The organism is Endozoicomonas sp. G2_1, from assembly GCF_017744155.1.
Classification (GTDB): Bacteria; Pseudomonadota; Gammaproteobacteria; order Enterobacterales; family Alteromonadaceae; genus JAGHQT01.
The window spans coordinates 75,922-97,196 of sequence record NZ_JAGHQT010000009.1; the positions used below are offsets into that span (position 1 = coordinate 75,922).

General features: G+C 43.0%; 15 protein-coding genes. 7 read left to right on the top strand and 8 right to left on the bottom strand.

Features of this window, described 5'->3' with window-relative positions:
• Window positions 1-137 precede the first annotated feature (137 nt).
• Entirely contained in the window at window positions 138-1,919 is a 1,782-nt protein-coding gene (locus J7384_RS12015) for an acyl-CoA dehydrogenase C-terminal domain-containing protein (protein ID WP_209114336.1), read from the bottom strand.
• Between the two features lie 191 nt (window positions 1,920-2,110).
• Here J7384_RS12015 and J7384_RS12020 point away from each other — a divergent pair, with 191 nt between their 5' ends.
• Window positions 2,111-3,085 (top strand): hypothetical protein, encoded by a 975-nt coding sequence (locus J7384_RS12020; protein ID WP_209114338.1) that lies wholly within the window; start codon window positions 2,111-2,113, stop codon window positions 3,083-3,085.
• 40 nt (window positions 3,086-3,125) lie between these two features.
• Here the strand turns inward: J7384_RS12020 and J7384_RS19710 are convergent, their stop codons facing one another.
• The 4 genes from J7384_RS19710 to J7384_RS12040 all read right to left on the bottom strand — a co-directional run bounded on the left by J7384_RS19710 (window position 3,126) and on the right by J7384_RS12040 (window position 10,017).
• Complete coding sequence (locus tag J7384_RS19710; protein WP_209114340.1) at window positions 3,126-6,536, bottom strand: ATP-binding protein; 3,411 nt, start codon at window positions 6,534-6,536, stop codon at window positions 3,126-3,128.
• A 149-nt stretch (window positions 6,537-6,685) separates the two neighbouring features.
• On the bottom strand, window positions 6,686-7,243 hold the full coding sequence (locus tag J7384_RS12030) for a magnesium transporter (protein ID WP_209114342.1): 558 nt from the start codon (window positions 7,241-7,243) through the stop codon (window positions 6,686-6,688).
• A gap of 176 nt (window positions 7,244-7,419) precedes the next feature.
• The gene (locus tag J7384_RS12035) at window positions 7,420-8,799 is read right to left on the bottom strand and encodes a PhoH family protein (protein WP_209114344.1); all 1,380 of its coding nucleotides are present in this window, start codon (window positions 8,797-8,799) and stop codon (window positions 7,420-7,422) included.
• 504 nt (window positions 8,800-9,303) lie between these two features.
• Window positions 9,304-10,017, bottom strand: a complete 714-nt coding sequence (locus tag J7384_RS12040; protein WP_209114346.1) for a hypothetical protein — start codon at window positions 10,015-10,017, stop codon at window positions 9,304-9,306.
• Between the two features lie 326 nt (window positions 10,018-10,343).
• On the opposite strand from J7384_RS12040, the gene J7384_RS12045 reads away from it, so the two are divergent.
• The 6 genes from J7384_RS12045 to J7384_RS12070 all read left to right on the top strand — a co-directional run bounded on the left by J7384_RS12045 (window position 10,344) and on the right by J7384_RS12070 (window position 18,648).
• Window positions 10,344-11,636, top strand: coding sequence for an NCS2 family permease (locus J7384_RS12045; RefSeq protein WP_209114347.1), 1,293 nt, complete (start codon window positions 10,344-10,346; stop codon window positions 11,634-11,636).
• 240 nt (window positions 11,637-11,876) lie between these two features.
• Window positions 11,877-14,780, top strand: a complete 2,904-nt coding sequence (gene rapA, locus J7384_RS12050; protein WP_247741770.1) for an RNA polymerase-associated protein RapA — start codon at window positions 11,877-11,879, stop codon at window positions 14,778-14,780.
• A gap of 33 nt (window positions 14,781-14,813) precedes the next feature.
• On the top strand, window positions 14,814-15,491 hold the full coding sequence (gene rluA, locus J7384_RS12055) for a bifunctional tRNA pseudouridine(32) synthase/23S rRNA pseudouridine(746) synthase RluA (protein WP_209114349.1): 678 nt from the start codon (window positions 14,814-14,816) through the stop codon (window positions 15,489-15,491).
• 92 nt (window positions 15,492-15,583) lie between these two features.
• On the top strand, window positions 15,584-16,588 hold the full coding sequence (locus tag J7384_RS12060) for a DUF3530 family protein (protein ID WP_209114351.1): 1,005 nt from the start codon (window positions 15,584-15,586) through the stop codon (window positions 16,586-16,588).
• 416 nt (window positions 16,589-17,004) lie between these two features.
• Window positions 17,005-17,781 carry a DUF2189 domain-containing protein gene (locus J7384_RS12065; protein ID WP_209114353.1) on the top strand — a complete coding sequence of 259 codons (777 nt, stop codon included), beginning with the start codon at window positions 17,005-17,007 and terminating at the stop codon, window positions 17,779-17,781.
• A gap of 138 nt (window positions 17,782-17,919) precedes the next feature.
• The gene (locus tag J7384_RS12070) at window positions 17,920-18,648 is read left to right on the top strand and encodes a L,D-transpeptidase family protein (RefSeq protein WP_348523868.1); all 729 of its coding nucleotides are present in this window, start codon (window positions 17,920-17,922) and stop codon (window positions 18,646-18,648) included.
• Here the strand turns inward: J7384_RS12070 and djlA are convergent.
• The 3 genes from djlA to J7384_RS12085 are packed head-to-tail and all read right to left on the bottom strand — an operon-like array spanning window position 18,645 to window position 21,264.
• Entirely contained in the window at window positions 18,645-19,466 is an 822-nt protein-coding gene (gene djlA / locus J7384_RS12075) for a co-chaperone DjlA (protein ID WP_209114355.1), read from the bottom strand. The genes J7384_RS12070 and djlA overlap by 4 nt on opposite strands.
• Before the next feature lie 14 nt (window positions 19,467-19,480).
• On the bottom strand, window positions 19,481-20,245 hold the full coding sequence (gene murU / locus J7384_RS12080) for an N-acetylmuramate alpha-1-phosphate uridylyltransferase MurU (RefSeq protein ID WP_209114357.1): 765 nt from the start codon (window positions 20,243-20,245) through the stop codon (window positions 19,481-19,483).
• Window positions 20,242-21,264, bottom strand: a complete 1,023-nt coding sequence (locus tag J7384_RS12085) for a phosphotransferase (protein ID WP_209114359.1) — start codon at window positions 21,262-21,264, stop codon at window positions 20,242-20,244. The genes murU and J7384_RS12085 overlap by 4 nt, the downstream gene beginning before the upstream one ends.
• Window positions 21,265-21,275: the final 11 nt, after the last annotated feature.

The window sequence follows — 21,275 nt, forward strand, 5'->3', positions numbered from 1 at the left end:
TTGGAAGCTCAGTACCATTGCAGATGTTAGCTGTTTATCCTTAATCTCAAATATAAAAAAGGCCAGTTCTACTGAACTGGCCTTTTCGACTGATTTAACAGTGTTATCTAAGTAACCTATTATGGATAATAAATGACTTAAAATAAGCTTTCGTCAATATCAAACAATGGTGCAGCGCCTGCTCTTATTGCCGCCATTAATGATAAACGACGTGGCAATAGTTTAGCGAAGTAATAACGCGCGGTTTGCAACTTACTCTTGTAGAAGTCGTCACTGCTGTCTTGATTTGCTAAAGCAACTTCAGCCATTTTCGCCCACATGTAACCTAAAGCGACATAACCGAAAACGTGTAAGTAATCATTTGCTGCGGTGCCTAGCTCTTCTGGGTTTTGGCTTGCTGCCACTAATACGTCTTGCGTTACTGCTGCTAAGTCTTTAACTGCTTCAGCTAATGGTGCAGTGAACTCTTGCATTTCAGCTGAGGTTGTTGCTGCTAAGTAAGACTGAACGTCTTCAATGAAGACTTTCATCATCTCACCTTTGCTGCTAGCAACTTTACGTGCCAACAAGTCCATTGCCTGAACACCGTTAGTACCCTCGTAAATTTGCGCAATGCGAACATCTCGAACTAGTTGCTCTTGGCCCCATTCGCGAATATAACCGTGACCGCCAAATACTTGCTGACCAGCAACACAGCTGTCTAAGCCCATATCGGTAAAGAAGGCTTTAACAAGTGGTGTCATCAATGCAGTTAACACGTTGCCTTTTTGCTTCTGTTCACCTTCACCGTATGAGTCAGCATCGAGCTGCATTGAGGTGTAAATAGAAAGTGCACGACAGCCTTCATTCAAGGCTTTCATATTTAATAGCATGCGGCGAACATCACCGTGAACTAATAAGTTATCAGCCGCTTTTTCTGGCTGTTTAGCACCAGTTAGTGAACGGCCTTGGATGCGATCTTGCGCGTATTCCAAAGCATTTTGGTAAGAACGATCCGCTGCACCTAAACCCTGGATACCAACACCGATACGCTCAAAGTTCATCATGGTAAACATACAGGCTAAACCTTTGTTGATTTCACCAACAAGGAAACCTTTAGCACCGTCAAAGTTCATAACACAAGTTGCAGAGGCGTGAATACCCATTTTGTGCTCAGTTGAACCACAGCTTACTTGGTTGCGTTCACCTAAGCTGCCGTCTGCGTTAACGTTAAATTTAGGCACTAAGAATAATGAGATACCACGAGGACCGGCTGGTGCATCAGGTAGTTTAGCAAGCACTAGGTGGATAATATTTTCAGCTAAGTCGTGCTCACCACCAGTGATGAAAATTTTATTACCCGTAATCGCGTAACTACCGTCGTCTTGTGGTACGGCTTTAGTGCGAATCATACCTAAGTCAGTACCTGAGTGCGCTTCGGTTAAACACATGGTACCGGTCCACACGCCAGCGTACATATTTGGCAAGTAAGTTTCTTTTAATTCATCAGTGGCATGTTTAGCAATTGATAAAGCAGCACCTGCGGTTAATCCTGGGTACAAGCAAAATGACATATCTGCTGCACATAGCATTTCTTCATAAAGTGCAGTAACGGTTTTCGGCATACCCATGCCACCGTAATTTAAGTCACCACCTAAACCGATCCAGCCACCTTCAGCAAAAGTTGAAAACGCCTCTTTAAACCCCGGAGGAGTGGTAACATCACCGTTGTCGAACTTAACGCCAATTTCATCACCTTCACGTGACAATGGTGCAATCACTTGCTCTGCAATTTTTGCGCATTCTTGTAAAATCGCATCAGCAGTCTCGACATCAACGTGTTCAGCAAGGTGAGGCAGCGATTGCCACTGTTGCTCAACTTTAAATGTTTCGTGAAGTAAAAACGACATATCTCTTAGCGGCGCGCGATATTCAGCCATGACTATTTTCCTCTTTATGCTTTCGTTCTATATATGGGGCCGCCAGTTATTATGTCATTATCTCGGCGGAATCAAACGTACAATTTAAACAACCGTTTAAATATAACCAGATTTGGCAAAAAAGTAAAAACTATTCATCGAACTAGTTTATGATTAGCCTACGAATGTCAAAACAGTAAAGTTTACGATTTATGATTGGTTCGCGTATATCATTGATTATATTGATTACTTTAGCTTCTCAGCTAATTGTATACGCGCCCTCGTCACTTGCCGAACAAATAAAATACGGCCGAAAAAAAGTTGAGCAAGGCTACCAATTCGACTATCTGTGGCGTGACAGTGCAGCTCAAAATCAACAAATTAGTTTTGTGTTAAGCAACAAGACCCTATTTGACAAGTTTAGAAATTTTCGCGCCTTTAAAAGCGACATCGCACAAAGCTACATTAACAAATACATTGTTAAGGCTTGGAAGAAATCACCAATACCGGGAGCTCAGCTCAACTTAATTAAGCGTGCTGGTAAATATCAATTACAAGTAAATGCCTCATCACAAACATTGATGCAACAAGCACGCTCGAGAGTGCATGAGCTAGAACAAGAAGCGACCGCGGACTTTTTTAATAAATATTATTATCACAGCTTTGTCACCCATGATGGCGTCAGTGCGATAAAGCCAGATCACGTGAGAATTGCCAATGAGACCGTTGAATCGCTGAAAATACTAAAACCACTCATTTTAGAAACGGTATCAATAAAAAATGTCCGCATGGTCACCAATTATGTTCTGGGTTTTAGCCAAGCAATTCCCTACTCGCCCTTGGAATCACGTGTTAGTTCGTCTGGTGCGGGGTTTAATCCTCCCAATAAACTGCTCTGGGAGAATCAAGGGGATTGTGACAGTAAAGTAACGCTAACAGCAGCGCTCTTACGGGCCTTGATGCCACGAATAAAAATGGCGCTGGTATTTATTGATGGCCACGCCCTAATCGGCATTGAAGTGATGCCGCAAGCGGGCGAAACCACGGTCAATTGGCAAGGAACAACCTATGTTTTGGCTGAACCAACCGGGCCAGCGACCTATCCGTTAGGTCAAGTAGCCCCTGACAGTTTGTTAGCAATTAATAGTGGTCGCTACACCTTAGAAACTTTTCACGCCGAAGAGTAACGATTGCCGCTTAACAGCTAAATTTAAAAGTGCTCAGTACTCAGCCTTTAAACAAGTCATCATAAACCTGTTGCAACTTATCAGCAGTAATAGGTTTGGCAATATGCATATTCATACCAGCAGCTAAACTCATGGCTTGATCTTCATCTCTGGCGTGAGCCGTCATCGCAACAACTGGCAAACCGTTAAAATGCGGCATTGCTCGTATCCGTTTAACTGCGGTCAAACCATCCATAACCGGCATTTGAATATCCATAAAGACCAAATCAAACTCGTGTTCTTGAATAGCTGCAATGGCTTTTTCGCCGTTATCAACGATGGTGACTTGGGCGTTTAATGCCAATAACAACTCTTTGGCAACCAACTGGTTAATAAGATTATCCTCAACTAACAATACCTGAGCTTGGTTGTAACCATCGCTGTTCTGTAGCGCGGATGATTCATCACGACGGGCGTTTGATAAGGTACTTTCCCGTGATAAGGTACTGGGTGCCACTTGATTGGTTTTGTCAGGGGCCTTATTAGTTGACTGCTCTGTATTGGTATCCGAGGTAATTTCAACAACCTCTGTAGGTGTTGCCAAAGCTGTTTTCTTGTTGTGATACGTTTGCAATACAGTGCGCAAGCTTCCGCGATATAAAGGCTTTTCAACAAAAACATAATTGAGTCGAGCGCGGTCTAACCAAGTGAGAATTTGTTCGGGATAGTCAGTGACTGCGGCTTGGCAAATAGCCAATACGATATCTTGGCTTTGCAGCCAAGTTGTCAGCTGATCAATATCGATTGACGAGTTAGCACTATTGTTAAGCCCATCCTCCAATCGTTCAATATCAACAAAAACAATGTCCGTATTGTTGTCCTCACTAAGTCCACTATTCACTTGCGCAATAGAATACTGCTGACAATGGCTATGGCTTTCGATGAAAGCTTGTAAGTTTGCTGGCAGCACTTGTTCAATTTGCCCAAACCTAATGTGTTCCAGATGCAAGCTCTGCTCACCGTCAGGTAAGGCAGTCAACGGCAGTACCGTCATCGGTAACACAAACGAGAAGGCACTGCCTTGGCCTAAGGTGCTATCAAGGCGAATGTCACCGCCGAGCAAGGTCACGATTTGTCGACAAATAGACAAACCAAGACCAGAGCCACCGTATTGTCGGGTCATCGACTGGTCAACTTGACTAAACGCTTCAAATAACCCTTCCTGTTTAGCTTTAGCAATACCAATACCACTGTCTTCAACACTGAATCGAACCAGTGCCTGCTGTCCTTTGTTACCGGTAAATTCGAGCTTAATTTCAATACCACCTTGATGAGTAAACTTAATCGCATTGTTAACTAAGTTCGACAGCACTTGAATCAAGCGCATTTCATCAGTATCAACTAATTCAGGTAAGGTGTTGTCGCAGTGAATTGTTAGATTAAGCTGCTTTTTCAGCACTTGTTGAACATTCAACTGAACAACATTAGCCAGCACATTGTCTAGTAAACAAGGCCCCTTAACTAATTCCATTTTACCCGACTCAACTCGAGTCAAATCCAATAATCCGTCAATTAGATGTAATAAGTTACCTGCAGCAATCACTGCGTTGTCTAAATACTGCTGCTGTAAGTGGTTAACCGGCGTTCTCATTAAGAGCTGCATCATGCCTTGAATGGCATTAATCGGTGTTCTAATTTCGTGACTCATATTGGCCAAGAACTGACTCTTCGCTCGGTTGGCATTTTCAGCTTGTTCCTTGGCCGCAACAATTGCCACTTGGCTTTGGTACTGCTCAGTGACATCGCGAATAATATTAACGCTGCCAAGCAACTCGCCTTTTTCAGTAAAGAAGTAGCTACAGTAAACTTGATAGTGACTGTTATTGGCGCTGACTGTTCGGGTTAGTTCACCTAAGTGATCCGGGGTCAATAAGCGATGTTCAGCCAGTACTTCTGCAATGCTTGCCGGTAATTTGGCATCAATATTAGTGCCGAGTAACTGATGACTTGGCAAACCAATAAATTTTTCAAAGGCTTGGTTAACACCTATCAAACAACAGTGGGTATCACTGAACAAAATTAATTCAGGCATTGCATTCATTACTGATTTTAAGCGGGCGTAATCCTGCTCACGCTGAATACTGGTTAATTGGAGTTGCTCTGTTTTTTCATCAACACGGCGGTCAAGCTCTTGATTTTGTTCTTTGAGTTGCTGCAATAAAGCCCGGTTTTCACCAAAAATATTTTCCACAATAACAAACCAAGGCAACCATGCATTCGTTGGCCTAATCTTACCGGGATCACCATCGGCACAGTGCTCAATATGGCGAATAAACAGCTTAGTTGGCCGAATAAAGGTCTTCATTGACAAATAGTAAACCAAAGTCAAGAAGATAGTCAGACCAGCCAGCACCGTCATAATCGTTAAGACAAACTGCTTTAAAACCGGTGAAATAAAAGCGAGCTGACTCTGGTAGCTGACCAACATCCACTGACTTTGCGGTAGTAACATGGTTTGAACAACATAATCGTTTTGTTGCCAATTGCCTTGATTCGCCAGTAAATCGGCATTAGTAATATGTTTAAGTGAATCTGGCACCAATTTTTGCCAAACACTCGGTTGCACGCTGGTGAGGTTGTTATCTGCATGCCACAACACGTGCTGTTGTTGATCTAGCAACAGTAACGTTCGACCGGTTAAGTCGTGTTCATTGAGGTTTTGTGTTAACAAATTAGCCAGTGCAGCGAGGCGAAAATCGATAATCAAGACTCCCTTAAGCTGCTCTTGATGATATACCCCAGTCGCGAGTGAAATGCTCATGCCGGTGCCGGCACCGTCGAGGTAAGGGACTGACCACAGTACCTGATCAGGTTTGCTTTGAGCAAAGCGATCGAAAAACTGTTGGCCACTCATATTTTCGTTGTAACGCCAACTTCGCTTACTGACCCAAGGATATAAATTAACAAACTGATTTGCTGATAAGTAATAAAACCAAGTCGCTTCGGGTAGTGTTTTTTGCGCATTAATAAAGCTGGGCACTAAGCCACTTGCCATGGTCAACTCTTGTTTCATCGCTTGGTCAAAATCGTCTAACCGACCAAGCCCTGTGATGTTCCCCCCCAAATGGTAGCGCTTTTCCATAATATCAAAGTCGTCGACATGTAAATAAAACTCATCACCTTGCTGTACTAAGGGGGGCGCTTTGATATTGAGCTCTTCTGGGTGTTGTAAAAAATATTCGGCATATTGTTTCATCGCCGCTAACGTTTGAATGCCAAGTGCCATTTTGTTGTCCAACAACTCGGTTTGATGCTTTAATTCATCCAAGTGTTCAACTTTGTAGGCTTGGAGTTGTTGGTAGTAGCGAAAAGATGTTAAGCCAATCGCAATAACGGTAATCGCAACAAAAACCAGCATAATCGCCCAGTTAAAACTGCGAAAGACTTGATGAGAACGTTGATATCGAGACACGTGTTAGTCATGGAGAGGTATCGTAAAGATAAAATAAAGCACTCGCCCACTAATGGCAAGCGAGCGCATCATTTGCAGCGTGGATATCAGCGCATATTTACCTAAATGTGCAGGTATCAAGCAATTTGTTTATAGACGTATTCGGTTAGTTACGAAACCGCTTTAATAAAGCCTTTTAACTTGTCTTGCGTGCTCAACCACCAAGACGGTACCGCTTCACCATAACCAGACACTTGAATATTAGGATGAGCTCGCATAACCGTCGCTAAGCGCTGTTCCTGCTCAGGTTTCGCATCAATAAACAGTATGTGTTTACCCTTGTTTAACAACTCTTTAAACCGAATAAAGTTTGCATTGGGCTGTTGAATACCGATAAAGCCCCCTTCCCATGTACAAAACCCTAAGATAACAACTCCGAGAAAAACAAACGGCATCCAACCAGCAGCGCTTTGATACCAGCCCATGCCATAAACCATTAACAACATCAGGGCTGTGGTAATAACTCCTAACAAGGCACCGCGTTCGGTTGAACGAACCACGTCTTTTTTCAATACTGCCGCCACTTCGTGTAATTGGTGTTGCTCAAGGTCTGCATCTCGTTCGCTTAGCACGTGAATTTGGGCATCAGTAAAACCGCTCTGTTCCAATTGACGCTCAACAGTTTCAAGTTCATTTAGATCATCTGCAACGTAATAATGTCTTAGCATAATTTACTCCCAACCGAATAGGTTAGCTCCAAAGTAGGTTAGACATTAATTGTACGTTTTTCAACCAAATCAAGATCAGAAATCTTAGTACTACAAGGATCAGTGAGATAAAAAGCCCGATTGACATAAATATCATCGGGCTGGCTTACTCAGTTTCAATGATTAATGAAGTAAAGCTACAAGTTTTCTTCTGCAAATGACGCCAGTCGGCTGCGCACCACGCCATTGAGGTTAATGGTGGTACTGCCAGGGAAGTTTTTAAATCGCTCGACAATATAGGTTAAACCTGAAGTTAGCGCGGTTAAGTAGTTACTGTCTATTTGTGCCAAGTTACCTGAACAAACCAATTTAGTGCCCTCACCGCAACGAGTAATGATTGTTTTAAGCTGAGAGGCGGTGAGGTTTTGACATTCATCTAAAATGACAAAGGTGTTTTGGATCGAGCGTCCGCGCATAAAGTTAACTGACTTAAACTGAATTTTAGCTTTCTCCATAATGTAATTCATACTGCCAGTCATGCTTTCATCTTGTTTGTGCAGTACCTCCAGCGAGTCGGTAATTGCCGCTAGCCAAGGAGCCATTTTCTCTTCCTCGGTGCCCGGTAAAAAACCAATCGACTCAGCAATTTCAGGTGTACTTCGGGTAACAATAACTTTTTCGTAAAAGCCTCTTTCGATCACTTGTTCTAAGGCTGATGCCAATGCCAACAAGGTTTTACCACAGCCCGCAGGGCCGGTCAGAATCACTAAATCAATATTAGGATCGAGCAATGCATCAAGCGCCATGCCCTGATAAACATTTTTTGGTTGAATGCCCCACGCATTCTTTGCCATTAAACGCTCGCGGCTCAAGTCGAGAATTGACAGTTTTTCATCGTCCCAGCCAGTTACCTTGCCGGCAAAGTGTTCGCCTTCGTCGAGCAAGTATTCGTTGATAAACGCATTGGGGAGTAAATTCTTATCGACGTAATGCGTAGTATTACGGCCCTCTGTTTCACTCTCACATTCTTGAATTTGTTGCCAAAAATCACCTTCGAACTTGTGATAGCCCTTGGTGAGAAACTGAATATCATCAATTAATTGGTCAGTGCGATAATCTTCAACATGCGCCAGCCCCGCACCTTTGGCTTTCAAACGCATGTTGATGTCTTTAGTCACTAACACGACTTTGCGCGGTGCTTTGTGTTTTTGCAGGTGTAAAGCGGTAGTAATAATGCGATTGTCATTTTCGTTAAACGACAATTTCGCTTCTGATTGGGCTAATGTGTAATCATTAAATATCGATAAACAACCACTGGCGTTGTGTTCTGTACTATTGGGTAGTGGCACCCCCACTAGAATTTCTTCCGGACTTGCGTCAACTAAAGTATCTTCTAATGCTCTAATCGCGACGCGGGCATCGCGGCTAACATCTTTGCGGCGATCTTTTATTGAATCGAGTTCTTCAAGTACCGTCATCGGGACGACAACGTCGTGTTCTTGAAACGAAAGGAAAGCAAAAGGTTCGTGAAGTAAAATATTGGTATCTAGGATGTACAGGGTTTTCTCGTCAGACATATCAATCACTCGTAATACTCATTGAAAACAACCGCATTACCTAATGGCAAAGTACAGAGAACAACAAGACGCACTCAACGCAGCTTACAGAGCAAAGAACAGTGATTGAGCCCTAGCTAAGCCAGCGTATTATACCAATTGAATTAATTAGATGAGCAGTTATAGCGCAGGAAAAATTGCTCAATAACAAGGCTTTATTTTTCGTAACTAGTTATTCTAATTTCAAAAATAATAACGCAGTTAGTGACGATTTTAACCAGCTAGAATGAACACATAATTATTGAAATTGGTATTAGCCAATCGATAACGCACCAATAACCTAAAGTGACACTCCTTATTTTTTGATGCAGACAACTTAACTGTGACAGTTAGTGAGTTGTTTGACAAGGACTAATGAGTAATTATTTTGTGACGAAAACAAAACAGCCGCTAACGAGAGCGGCTGTAAAAATTTGTGCTAGTGGATGTCTAGCGAACCTAGTTCGTGGTCTTCATTCCATTGAATTAAAAATGAAATTTAGCCAATAGGTTAACATTGCGCTCGTCAACGCCGTCGATACCAAATTTGTTGTTCCAATAAACATACTCAATGCCGAGATAAAACTTGTTGTCTAAGTTTAAGTGCGGCGCAATATCGTACTTGAGCTGCGAGGTAAAGTTCATATGGGTTTTGCCATTGGTGCCCGGTACAATATTGTCGACATGAGTAGCGTAATCGATAAAGCCATCGTAGATTAATGGACCAATTGGTAAAGCCCACACTAAGGTCGCTTGCCAGCTGTTGTCACCGCGTTCGTTATTGCGATGAAAACCAGTTAGTTGAACATAGTTAAAGCCAGGAATAACCAAATCAGTACCTAAGCCCAATAAATAGTTATTGTCGCCGACAAACTCATTGGCCACCATTTCGATAGAAGGCACCACGTAAACGTTTTTAAACCAAGATGTTTCAAATGACGATACGCGGATACGCGGAGTAAATTCGCCATACGTTTCGTAGTCACCATTAGCTGACTTTAAGCGGTCAACAAAAAGAAAAGCGTCGCCCCAATCAGTGCCAGCAGCATATTCAAAGGTATAAACCTCGCGATCGCTATCACCCACTTGATAGTTGTTGCCGTTTAAGTAGGTAACACTAAAATCTGACCACAGTGTTTTTGCCGCACAAACACTTGAAAATGAAAATAAAAGAACCAAGCTTAGCACTTGCTTAACCATGCAAAAATATCCCTTAGGTAAAAAAATTGCGCGGATTCTATAGCTAAATGGCTATGACATACAAGTGGCAATTATTCGGTAAACCAACCACAAACCAAACCAAATGGTCAGTATTTTAGTCATCAATGCGCTATTACCACAGAAAATAAGCACTCTAATCACCACCCTACTTTGACCATGATAAAAACAAGTTTTTCTCTTTGAAAAACTTAACTTTTTTAATGAAATCACCTACTCAATTCAGTACACTGCGCGCGATTTTTACCTCAAGCTTTTACTCAAAACGTTTAACCCGAAGCTTTTATTCAAAAATAATGGATGCCACAATGCTCGAGCGCTTATTTAAACTCAGCCAACACCAGACTAACGTCAAAACCGAAATTATCGCCGGTTTAACGACATTTATGACTATGGCTTATATCATCTTCGTCAACCCAGCTATATTGGCTGATGCCGGCATGGACAAAGGTGCGGTCTTCGTCGCCAGCTGCTTAGCGGCGGCTATCGGCTGTTTTATTATGGGCTTTATCGCCAACTACCCAATAGCACTAGCACCAGGCATGGGGCTCAATGCATTTTTCACTTATGGTGTCGTTTTAGGCATGGGCTACAGTTGGCAAACAGCTCTAGGTGCCGTCTTCTTGTCCGGTATTATTTTCTTACTATTGAGCGTTTTTAAGGTAAGAAAGTGGATTATTAACGCCATTCCACACACGCTTAAACTTGGTATCGCCACGGGTATTGGTGCATTTTTGGCGCTAATAGCGTTAAAAAACGCTGGCATCATTGTCGCTCACCCAGCAACGCTCGTCACCTTGGGCAACATTACCGAATTTACACCGCTAATGAGCATGCTTGGCTTTTTTGTTATCGCTACGCTAACCGCTCGCAATGTACCGGGTGCAGTATTAATCGCGATTTTGGTGGTCACTGTCATTGGTCTAGCTGCCGGGCAAGTGGAATACTCAGGCGTTATTTCAATGCCGCCAAGCTTAGCGCCAACCTTTCTTGAACTGGATTTAAAGGCCGCTTTTGACATTTCAATGCTGAGCGTGATTTTCGCCTTTTTGTTTGTTGATTTATTCGATACCTCAGGCACTTTAATCGCGGTGACACAGCGAGCAGGACTCACCGACAAAGACGGTAAAATTGAGCGTTTGGGCAAAGCGCTTTCAAGTGATTCAATCGCCACCTTATCTGGCGCCGCTTTGGGTACATCAACCACAACAAGTTACATTGAAAGTGCCTCTGGTGTCGCCGCAGGCGGTCGTACCGGACTCACCGCAGTTGTAGTTGGCATCTTGTTTACTCTGAGTATTTTCTTTGCACCACTTGCTGGTATGATCCCAGTTTACGCTACCGCGGGCGCAATGTTTTACGTCGCCATACTCATGCTCAACAATTTAAAAGACATTAATTGGCAAGATATTTCAGAAGCGGCGCCAGTCACAGTTGTCTTGCTATTTACACCATTAACTTTCTCTATTGCTCACGGTATTACCCTCGCGTTCATCACATATACCTTCACTAAAGCACTATCTGGTAAAGCCCAAGAAGTGAGCATAAGTGTTTGGGTATTAACGGCTTTGTTTATCGCAAAAATAGCTTTCTTGGGATAATTAACAACAGCCTATTAAACAATAAAAATCAAGGCTCGTATGTATACCAACTAAGCCGAGATAAAAGTTGCCTGATTGGCGTTAATTTCTCGTGATTCAACAACAAAATGGCGCTAGAATAGCGCCCTTTTTTTACCAGTCGCAAATAACTATCCCTAATCGTCTATAGTATTTATTTACCAATAAATACTTTTAGCCTATTTTTTGCGGCAATATTTTTCGCGTGGAGACAACCCTATTATGACATTTCAGCTTGGCCAACGATGGATTAGTGACAGTGAATCAGATCAAGGACTAGGCACAGTAACCTCTGTCGAAGGACGTTTTGTTACGATAATGTTTACCGCAACGGGGGAGTCTCGCCAGTACGCTATTGCCGAAGCGCCGCTAACTCGCGTTATATTTAATGCTGGCGATGTTATTCCAAGCTACGAAGGCTGGAAGTTAAAAGTTGTTGAAACAGAAGAAAACTCGGGATTGCTAACCTACCACGGTAGCCGTGAAGACAATGGTGAAACCGTCAGCCTGAAAGAAGTGATGATTGATCACTTTATTAAATTCAACAAACCTCAAGACAGACTACTCAATGGCCAAATTGACCGCTTAGACTGGTTTGCGCTACGCAAAGACAGCCTAAAATATCAATACCAGCAACAGCAATCAGACCTACTTGGCCTAGTCGGTGGCCGTGTTAGTTTGATTCCTCACCAGTTATACATTGCTGAAGAAGTCGGTAAGCGCTTCGCACCACGAGTATTACTTGCCGATGAAGTAGGTTTAGGTAAAACCATTGAAGCTGGTTTAATCATTCACCAACAACTGGTTAGCGGTCGCGCAAGCCGAGTGTTAGTGATAGTGCCAGAGCCGCTAATGCACCAATGGCTAGTAGAAATGCTGCGCCGCTTTAATTTGCAATTCAGTATTTTTGATGAAGAGCGCTGCCGTGAAGCTGGCGATGAAAATCCATTTAGCACTGAACAGTTGGTCTTGGTTAATTTAGACTTTGTTTGCCAAAACCCCAACTGGTATGAAGCAATATGTGCTGAAGACTGGGACTTAATGGTGGTTGACGAAGCTCATCACCTCGATTGGCAACCACAGGCACCAAGCCTTGAATACCAGTGTATTGAACAGCTCGCCGAACATATCCCTGGCGTACTACTGTTGACTGCAACCCCAGATCAACTCGGCCACGAAAGTCATTTCGCGCGTTTGCGCTTGCTCGATGCCGATCGCTTCTTTAGCTACGAAAAATTCGTCGAAGAAGAGAGTCATTACCAAGAAATCGCCGAAGCTGCCAATCACCTAGTCGCTGACCAAGATTTACCGGCTCAACACAGTGATACTTTAACAAAACTACTCAGCGAAAGTGATGTTGCCGAGCTACTGGCTAACGCAAATGACAGTGACCTGGCTATTCGTAAACAAGCGCGCACCGATTTATTGAATCAACTGCTCGATCGCCATGGCACTGGCCGTATCTTATTTAGAAACAGTCGCAATACCATTAAGGGTTTCCCTGAGCGCAAATTGCTGGCAGCACCTTTGGCAATGCCGGAAGCCTATCAAGATACCGTATTGGAATACTTGCAAAGCGATGAACTTGCTGAGCTTAAAGCATCAGCCAAAAGCAGTTACTTAAATACACCAGAGATGCTCTACGGTTTAAGTCATCACAGCCAAGACTGGCATCAAATTGACCCAAGAGTCGATTACTTAATTGACTTACTCAAAGAGCTCAAACAAGAAAAGGTTCTAGTAATTTGTGCTCATGCTCAAACTGCAATTGATTTAGAAGCGGCACTTAGAACACGCGAAGGCATGCGCGCCGCAGTATTCCACGAAGGGTTAACTATTTTTGAACGCGATCGCGCAGCTGCGTACTTCGCACAAGAAGAAGACTCAGCCCAAGTACTACTGTGTTCTGAAATCGGCAGTGAAGGCCGTAACTTCCAGTTTGCTCATCACTTAGTGTTATTCGATTTGCCGTCAAACCCTGATTTATTAGAGCAGCGCATTGGCCGCTTGGACCGTATTGGCCAACGTCAAACCATTAAGTTACACGTGCCGTACTTTGAAAATTCAAGCCAAAGCTTGCTCTTTAACTGGTATCACCAATCACTTAATGCCTTTGAGCACACCTGTATTACCGGTCGTGCGGTATTTGACGCCTTTGGCGAGCAATTGCAAGCGTTGGCATTAACCACCCAATGGTGCAGTGAACAAAGTGATGAGTTAATTAAAGCCAGCCATGAAAAGCACTTAGCGATAAAGGCTGATCTCGAAGCGGGTCGCGACAAATTGCTTGAACTAAACTCTTCAGGCCAAGGTAAAGCACAAGTATTGGTTGAACAAATCAACCAACAAGATCGTCAAATCCAGTTGCCGCAGTTTATGTTCCAAGTCTTTGACGTTTTTGGTATTCAACAAGACGACAAAGCAGACAACGCAATTGCTTTGAACCCGACTGAACACATGTTGTCACCAAACTTCCCTTGTTTGCCTGACGACGGCACCACAGTCACTTTTGACCGCGACAGTGCTCTTGCCTGTGAAGACTACCACTTACTGACTTGGGATCACCCAATGGTACGCGGTGCACTAGACTTAGTATTGTCTGATGAAATCGGCAACGCCAGCATTGGCTTATTGAAAAACCCAGCAATTCCAGCGGGTACTTTCTTCCTTGAATGTATCTTCACAGTTGAAGCTATGGCGCCAAGCCAACTGCAACTCGGTCGCTATTTACCAACAACGCCAATTCGCGTTTTAGTTGATAAAAATGGCAACAACCTCGCTGATAAAGTCAGCGCTGCCGTGCTTGATAAACAGCTTAGCCCAGTGAAAAAGCAAGTTGCAAACCAACTGGTGAAAGCGCTTAAAAGCCAAGTAAGCCCACTGGTTGAAAAAGCAGAAGAGCACGCACAAGGGCAAGTCAGCACTATTTTAGAGAAAGCCAAGGCGCAAATGACGGCATCGTTAAGCCAAGAGCAAGAGCGCATGGTGGCACTGGCCGCCATTAATCCAAATGTTCGCCAAGAGGAAATCGATTTTCTCGCAAGGCAACAAAGTGAGCTTAGCCACTTTATCGATCACGCTCAGCTCAAGTTTGAAGCGATTCGCTTGGTTGTGGTCAGCGGCTAACTGCTGTTGCAAAAATAAGTTGTATTGCGATAAATGGCCGCTAATCCAGACTTTGTCTATCAACCTCCACTAAATCCTTATCTCGATATTGTTTATCGAGATAACGACTTAGTGATTATCAACAAGCCCAGCGGTTTGTTGACTGTGCCCGGTCGTTTGCCTGAACACCAAGACTGTTTACAAAACCGGGTGCAGCGGGTGTTGCCAAGCGCAACCATCGTGCATCGCTTAGATATGGCGACCTCTGGTATCATCATTATGGCGTTGAACAAGGCCGCTCATGTCGCGATAAGCCGTCAATTTGAACAACGGGTGACTAAAAAGCGTTATCTGGCTCGCGTTTATGGCCACTTAGAAAAGCCAACTGGCGAAGTCGATTTACCGCTTATTTGCGACTGGCCAAACCGACCAAAGCAAAAGATCGATTTTGAACAAGGCAAAAAAGCGCGTACCGAATACAGCGTTGTTGAACGTCAATGGCTCGAAAAAACACCAGTGAGTTTAGTTGCGTTAACCCCCATCACTGGCCGCTCTCATCAACTCAGAGTACATATGCTGAGCTTAAATCACCCGATTTTGGGTGATCGGCTCTATGCACATCCAGATGCATTAAAATTAAGTAAGCGCTTACAATTACATGCACAGTCCTTGTCTTTATATCACCCAGTCAGCAACGAATGGCTCAGTTTTCAAGTTGACTGTCCATTTTAGTGACTTTTAAACTCAGCTCTATTTGCAGAAAAAACCGCTTGGGCTTATGCTAGCGAAATAACAATTTGCTGTTTAGTGCCTCAATATTTGCTATGTCAAAGTCAGTTTATTCAAGCTCTTTCATCATTATCCTGCTCTCAGTAGCTTTTATTATCATTGGTTTACCCTTATTCGCGTATGCTCAAGACGAACAACAAGCTATGTCTGAAAAAGCGATGGCTGAAAAAAACATGCAAGATAAGTCGATGGAATCGAATATGGAAAAAGGCATGGACAAAAATATGGACAAGGAAATGATGATGTCCGACACAGACGCTGAAAGTAAAGAAATGATGGATGCCAATAACATCCGCTTTCCAGTAGCAGTTGATCAGCAACACCAAAGTGATTTAAAGCATTATCAAGAGCAAGTTGACTCCATCTTGGTCGGTACTGAAGAAATTAGCTTACTCAACGAAGCAAGCCAAAGTGCTAACAGTAAAGGCACCGTCATTTTATTACCCGATTGGCAACTCTCGGCAACAAATGCAAAAAGTATGGAATTTTTGCGCACCAAATTACCGGAGCTCGGTTGGGCAACCATAGCGATTCAGCCTTTTGCTATGCCAAGTGGTTATCCATCATCAGCGCTAACAGCGAGCCAACGACAACAAGAAAATCAAACAGTGGTTTCTGACTACCTCGATAGATTGAGTATGATGCTAGAAAAAGTTATGGAGCAAGCACGACAAAACCCCGGTATCATTTTGCTGATCAGTGAAGGCACCCATGCCGCATTGCTTACCGACTTGCTTCATCAACAGCGCAACGAACTGCCAAATGCGCTCATTTTGATGAGCTCATATCAGTTGGACAACAGCCAACAACAACACTTTGCTGAGCAATTAGCACAACTAGATGTTGCCACCTTAGATTTAGTTCTCGCTCAAGACCATCCACTTGCCACGCAAAGTGCGGACTTGAGAAAGCGATTTGCCAATACAGAACTCAAACTCGACTACCGCCAGCAGCATTTGTTCAACATTAGTACCAGCTACTACCCTGAGCAAGATTTGTTAAAAGCCATTTTAGGTTGGCTAAAAGTCAACGGCTGGTAAGGTGTTTATCCTCAAAACACCTTAACTTCATTTATACCCAAGCGACCTCAAGATGCTTGTTCAGTTGGAATTAAAAGCGATTTAGACAAGGCATTGATTGCAAAGAATGGTTATTCCCTTGTTAAAATCAATAACGCCGTATAAATCGCTGTTAAACCAACTCTTCGGGCGCTTCACAGGAACTTACTCTCTGCGTTGTAGCTAATTGAAAAGGAATAACCATTCCTGCTAGCTGCGCCTTGATATTAAGCTCCTGTGAAGCGCTGAATCATGCATCTTGAGGTAGTTTGGGTATATCACAGCGCAATTTCTGCAAGCCTGAAAATATCGTCTACTATTTATACTGAACAAGACAAAAACCTCGTTCGTACAAAATATTCGAATAATAAAAAAACAACAACAGGTTGGAGAGATCTATGCCAAACACCAGTGCAGTTAAAAATCAGGAATTCGCCCGCATTATTGAGAGCAACAAAATTGAACTAATGGCGCCGTTTCATTGGCTAGCCCTAGCAATGAAAGATTTTGGCCGAGCGCCGATGATAAGCCTAATTTACGGCTTAATTTTTACCTTTATACCTTGGAGTATTCTCTATTTAGTTACCGTTACAGGTAACCATCTCGTCATCTTGCCATCAACCGTTGCCTTTGCCTTAATTGGCCCCATGTTTGCCACCGGTCTTTATGACGTCGCATGGGAGCTCGAAAAAGGTCATGAACCAACACTTGGCCACAGTTTTAAATCTATGTTCAGAAACCCCGTCAACGAGTGGGGCTTCGCCATAATGCTGATGGTGATCATGATTGCTTGGATGCGCATCGCAGCACTCATTCACGCACTTTACCCAAATACGGTCAATCCTGGCTTAGATGAACTGATAACCTTTTTAACCATGGGCACAATAGCTGGTGGTATTTTACTGGCAGTGGTATTCACCTTGAGTGTATTTACACCACAAATTATGATGGAGCGCAGAGTAGATATCATGACGGCGGTAAGAACATCAATCAACGCCGTCACCAACAACATTGGTGCTATGCTTGTGTGGGCTGGTTTGATAATTACTGGTGTCGTCATTGGTTTTGCAACCTTTGCCGCAGGGTTTGTGATCATCATGCCAATTTTAAGCTACGCCAGCTGGCATGCTTACATTGCCGTTATCAAAACTAAAAAGCAGCGTAATTACGAATAAAGCAGAACAAGGCACTACCACTTAGCTATTTATGCTAAGTGGTAAGCCCACTCAACTATACCTAAAGCAAGTGCCCTACTTGCCAAAACATCTCCATTATGTAATAAAGCTTGGGTTTACAATAGGTAAGGAACCTTAGTGAAAAAAATTACGGTTTTAACCATATTCACATTGCTGGCGATACTCGCATCAGTTTTTTATACATACGGCAGAGGTATTTGGTATCCAGTGTTCTTAGAAATAAAGGGAAAACGTTCGACTGCTGATGTTATTCAGGAGTACAGTCAAACTACTCGCGCCGAGCTGTCCCCATTATTTAAGCAGGCCGGAATTAGTTATCCCCCGAAAAAGCTGGCACTTATTGCCTTTAAAGAGACAAATGAATTACAAGTTTGGGCCAGCGATACAGCCGAGAATTACAAACAGGTTACGACTTACCCTGTTTTAGCTGCTAGCGGAGTCATAGGCCCGAAATTAAAAGAAGGTGATAAACAAGTTCCAGAGGGGATATATAAAATTGAAGGTTTTAACCCCAACAGCGCCTATCATTTGTCGCTAAAATTAAACTATCCCAACAAGTTCGATTTAAAATATGCAAACTTAGAGGGTAGATCAGAGCCAGGTAGTAATATTTTTATACACGGTAAAGCTGTATCCGTTGGTTGTCTTGCGATTGGTGACAAAGCAATAGAACAGCTGTTCACCTTAGTTCATGCGACTAAAGCATCTAATACTAGCGTCATCATTTCGCCCTATGACTTATCTAGCCGAAAACTTATTGCGCCTGAACACGCTCCCCAATGGACCGCAGAGCTTTACCAAAACATCACTACTCACTACCAAAAAATCACTGACAATAACGACTAGTGACTAGTGCTTTTATTGATCAAATCGTAAGCGGCTTGAATATCTTGTGCTTTTTGCTTTGCCACTTCCATCATTTCCTTAGGTAGGCCTTTGGCAACCAACTTATCAGGATGATGTTGCGACATCAGTTTTTTATAGGCTTTTTTCACGTCTTTAGTACTTGCGTCCCGTTCTACGCCCAGAATGCGATAGGCGTTGTCGAGTTGTGTTTTACTACTAGGACGCTGAGTGCTTTGCTCTGAGCTGCTATCTGATTGACCGTGAAAGGCTGCGCCCGCCATAATCATTTCGAGCAATTTGTCTAAATCTGGCGACGAAAAGCCCAGCACTTTAGCGATTTGATGGAGTGCATCTCTTTCTTCAGCGCTTAACTTGCCATCGGCAAACGCCACTTGAATCTGAATTTCTAAAAAAAGTAAAAACAAATCATGGCGCCCACCACATGTTCGTTTAAATTTTTTCAGTCGTTCAACCAGTGGAAAGCCCGCCATTTTACCTTCGCGAAATGCGTCTTGGGCTTGACGCCTGAGATCACCTTTAAGCCCTAATTTATCCATGTAGGCGGTTGCAAAGGCAATTTCGTGCTCTGTTACTCTGCCGTTGGCCTTAGCAACATAGCCCATAACAGAAAAAGTGGTGTAAAAGAATGCCGCTTGGCGGTTGGCATCACTATCGGAGTGTTGATTTAAGCTATCTAAATTTAAACGCTGACCTCGATCAAAATAGTGTCCTAACCAAAGCCCTAGTAAAGCACCCAAAATGGTTTTACTGAGCATAAAACCAAATAAAAAACCAAGTACTTTGCCCCATATTCGCATCTTTATAATCCTGTTTACTTCGCTTTGGCTTTATTTAATAGATGTTCTAGTTGAGACAAGCGTTCTGGTGTCCCAACATCCGTCCAAAGTCCTTGATAATGCTTGCCAATTAGTTGTTGCTGGCTAGCGGCGGCTTTTAGCATAGGTCCAAGCGCCTGTTTTTGTTGTTGTTTTTCTTCACCAACTGTATCGCCGGCATTTTCATTAGCACTTGCTGGCGCTTGAGCAAAAAAGCTCGTTTTAAACAGTGCCAAACCACTATAAGTTAAACTTTTAGTGGTTTCAGTTAATGGCTCCACAATACCTTGGTGTAGCGCGAAGTCCCCTTCCTTATTATGTTCCGGATTAGTAACGAGATAAAGGCAACCCTGTTTCGAGTTGTCAATGCTCAAACACTGCGCATCTTGGTGCCACTGGGAAAAATCAAAATCAGTAAAAACATCGCCGTTGACAATGCCAAAAACCGAATCTTCTGTCTGTCTCTCGGTTAACAGCGGTAGCGCTTTAGCAATTCCACCAGCGGTTTCCAATGCACCAGAGCTTTCATCACTATATTGAATATTGACCTGCCAGCGCTCACCATTGCCGAGGTAATCAACAATTTGTTGGCCTAACCAAGCGTGGTTAATGACAATTTCACGAAAACCAGCAGCAGCCAATCTGCGAATATGATGCTCAATTAAGGGTATATCTGCCACTTTCAGCAGTGGTTTAGGGCAATGGTCAGTTAGCGGCTTCATTCGTTCACCACGTCCAGCTGCTAGAATCATTACTTTCATAGCTGAACTTCCTGATTTTTCATGGTGATTAACGCAGGTATTACCCTGTTTTGAACAAGCTCAACCAAAAAACTCAAGTTATCGTATTGGCTAGCAACTTCAACAATATAATCAAGCGTTTGAGGGATATCTGCTAAATAATTAGATTTGTTGTCGCGGTGATGCAAGCGAGCAAAAATACCGCAGGCCTTGAGATGACGCTGAATGCCTGTTAAATCAAACCAGTATTTTAGCTGTTGATAATTTATGTTCTTAAACTCAGGCTTTTCAGTTAAACGCTTAAGGTAGTAATCAAACAGTATATTCAGTTGCGCTGTCGGTAACTTAACGTAACAATCGCGCAACAACGAGACCAAATCATAACTCAATGGCCCATACACAGCATCTTGGTAATCAATTATCGCCAAGCTATTTTCCGTGACCATTAAATTGCGGCTATGAAAATCTCGATGCATCACCACTTTAGGCTGCTCGCTTATTGCTTGTACCAAAAAATCAAAGCACGCTTGTAATTTATCTGCTTGCTTAATATCGAGCCCAATCGCTAAGTGCTTTCCTAATAACCATTCTCGAAAAATCTCAAGTTCGGTATATATAAATGCCGCGTCGTAATCCGGCAAACTAAAATTTGTTGGCGAAGCAGTAGCCGATAGCTCAATAGCGATATCGATAGCTCGTTTGTAGTATGTCAGGGTTTTAGTATCGTCAACGTCACTAATTGCGTCAGAAAACATTAAACTGCCAAGGTCAGTCAGTAAGAAAAAACCTTGCTCTTCGGCATATTGATATATTTTGGGGACATCAAATTGTTGCTCGGCAAAAAAGCGAGTCAGCTCAGCAAAACTTTGGTTGTTACACTTGTCACTGGGCGCATCAACGGCAATGTAGGATTGACCATTAACTTTCACTCGAAAATAACGCCTAAAACCTGCATCACCAGAAAGCGGTAAACAGTCTACTGGTTGCTTGAAATGGGCGCTCAGCCATTGTGTTAACTGCGTTAGTCTTAAATCAGACAATGGGGATCCTT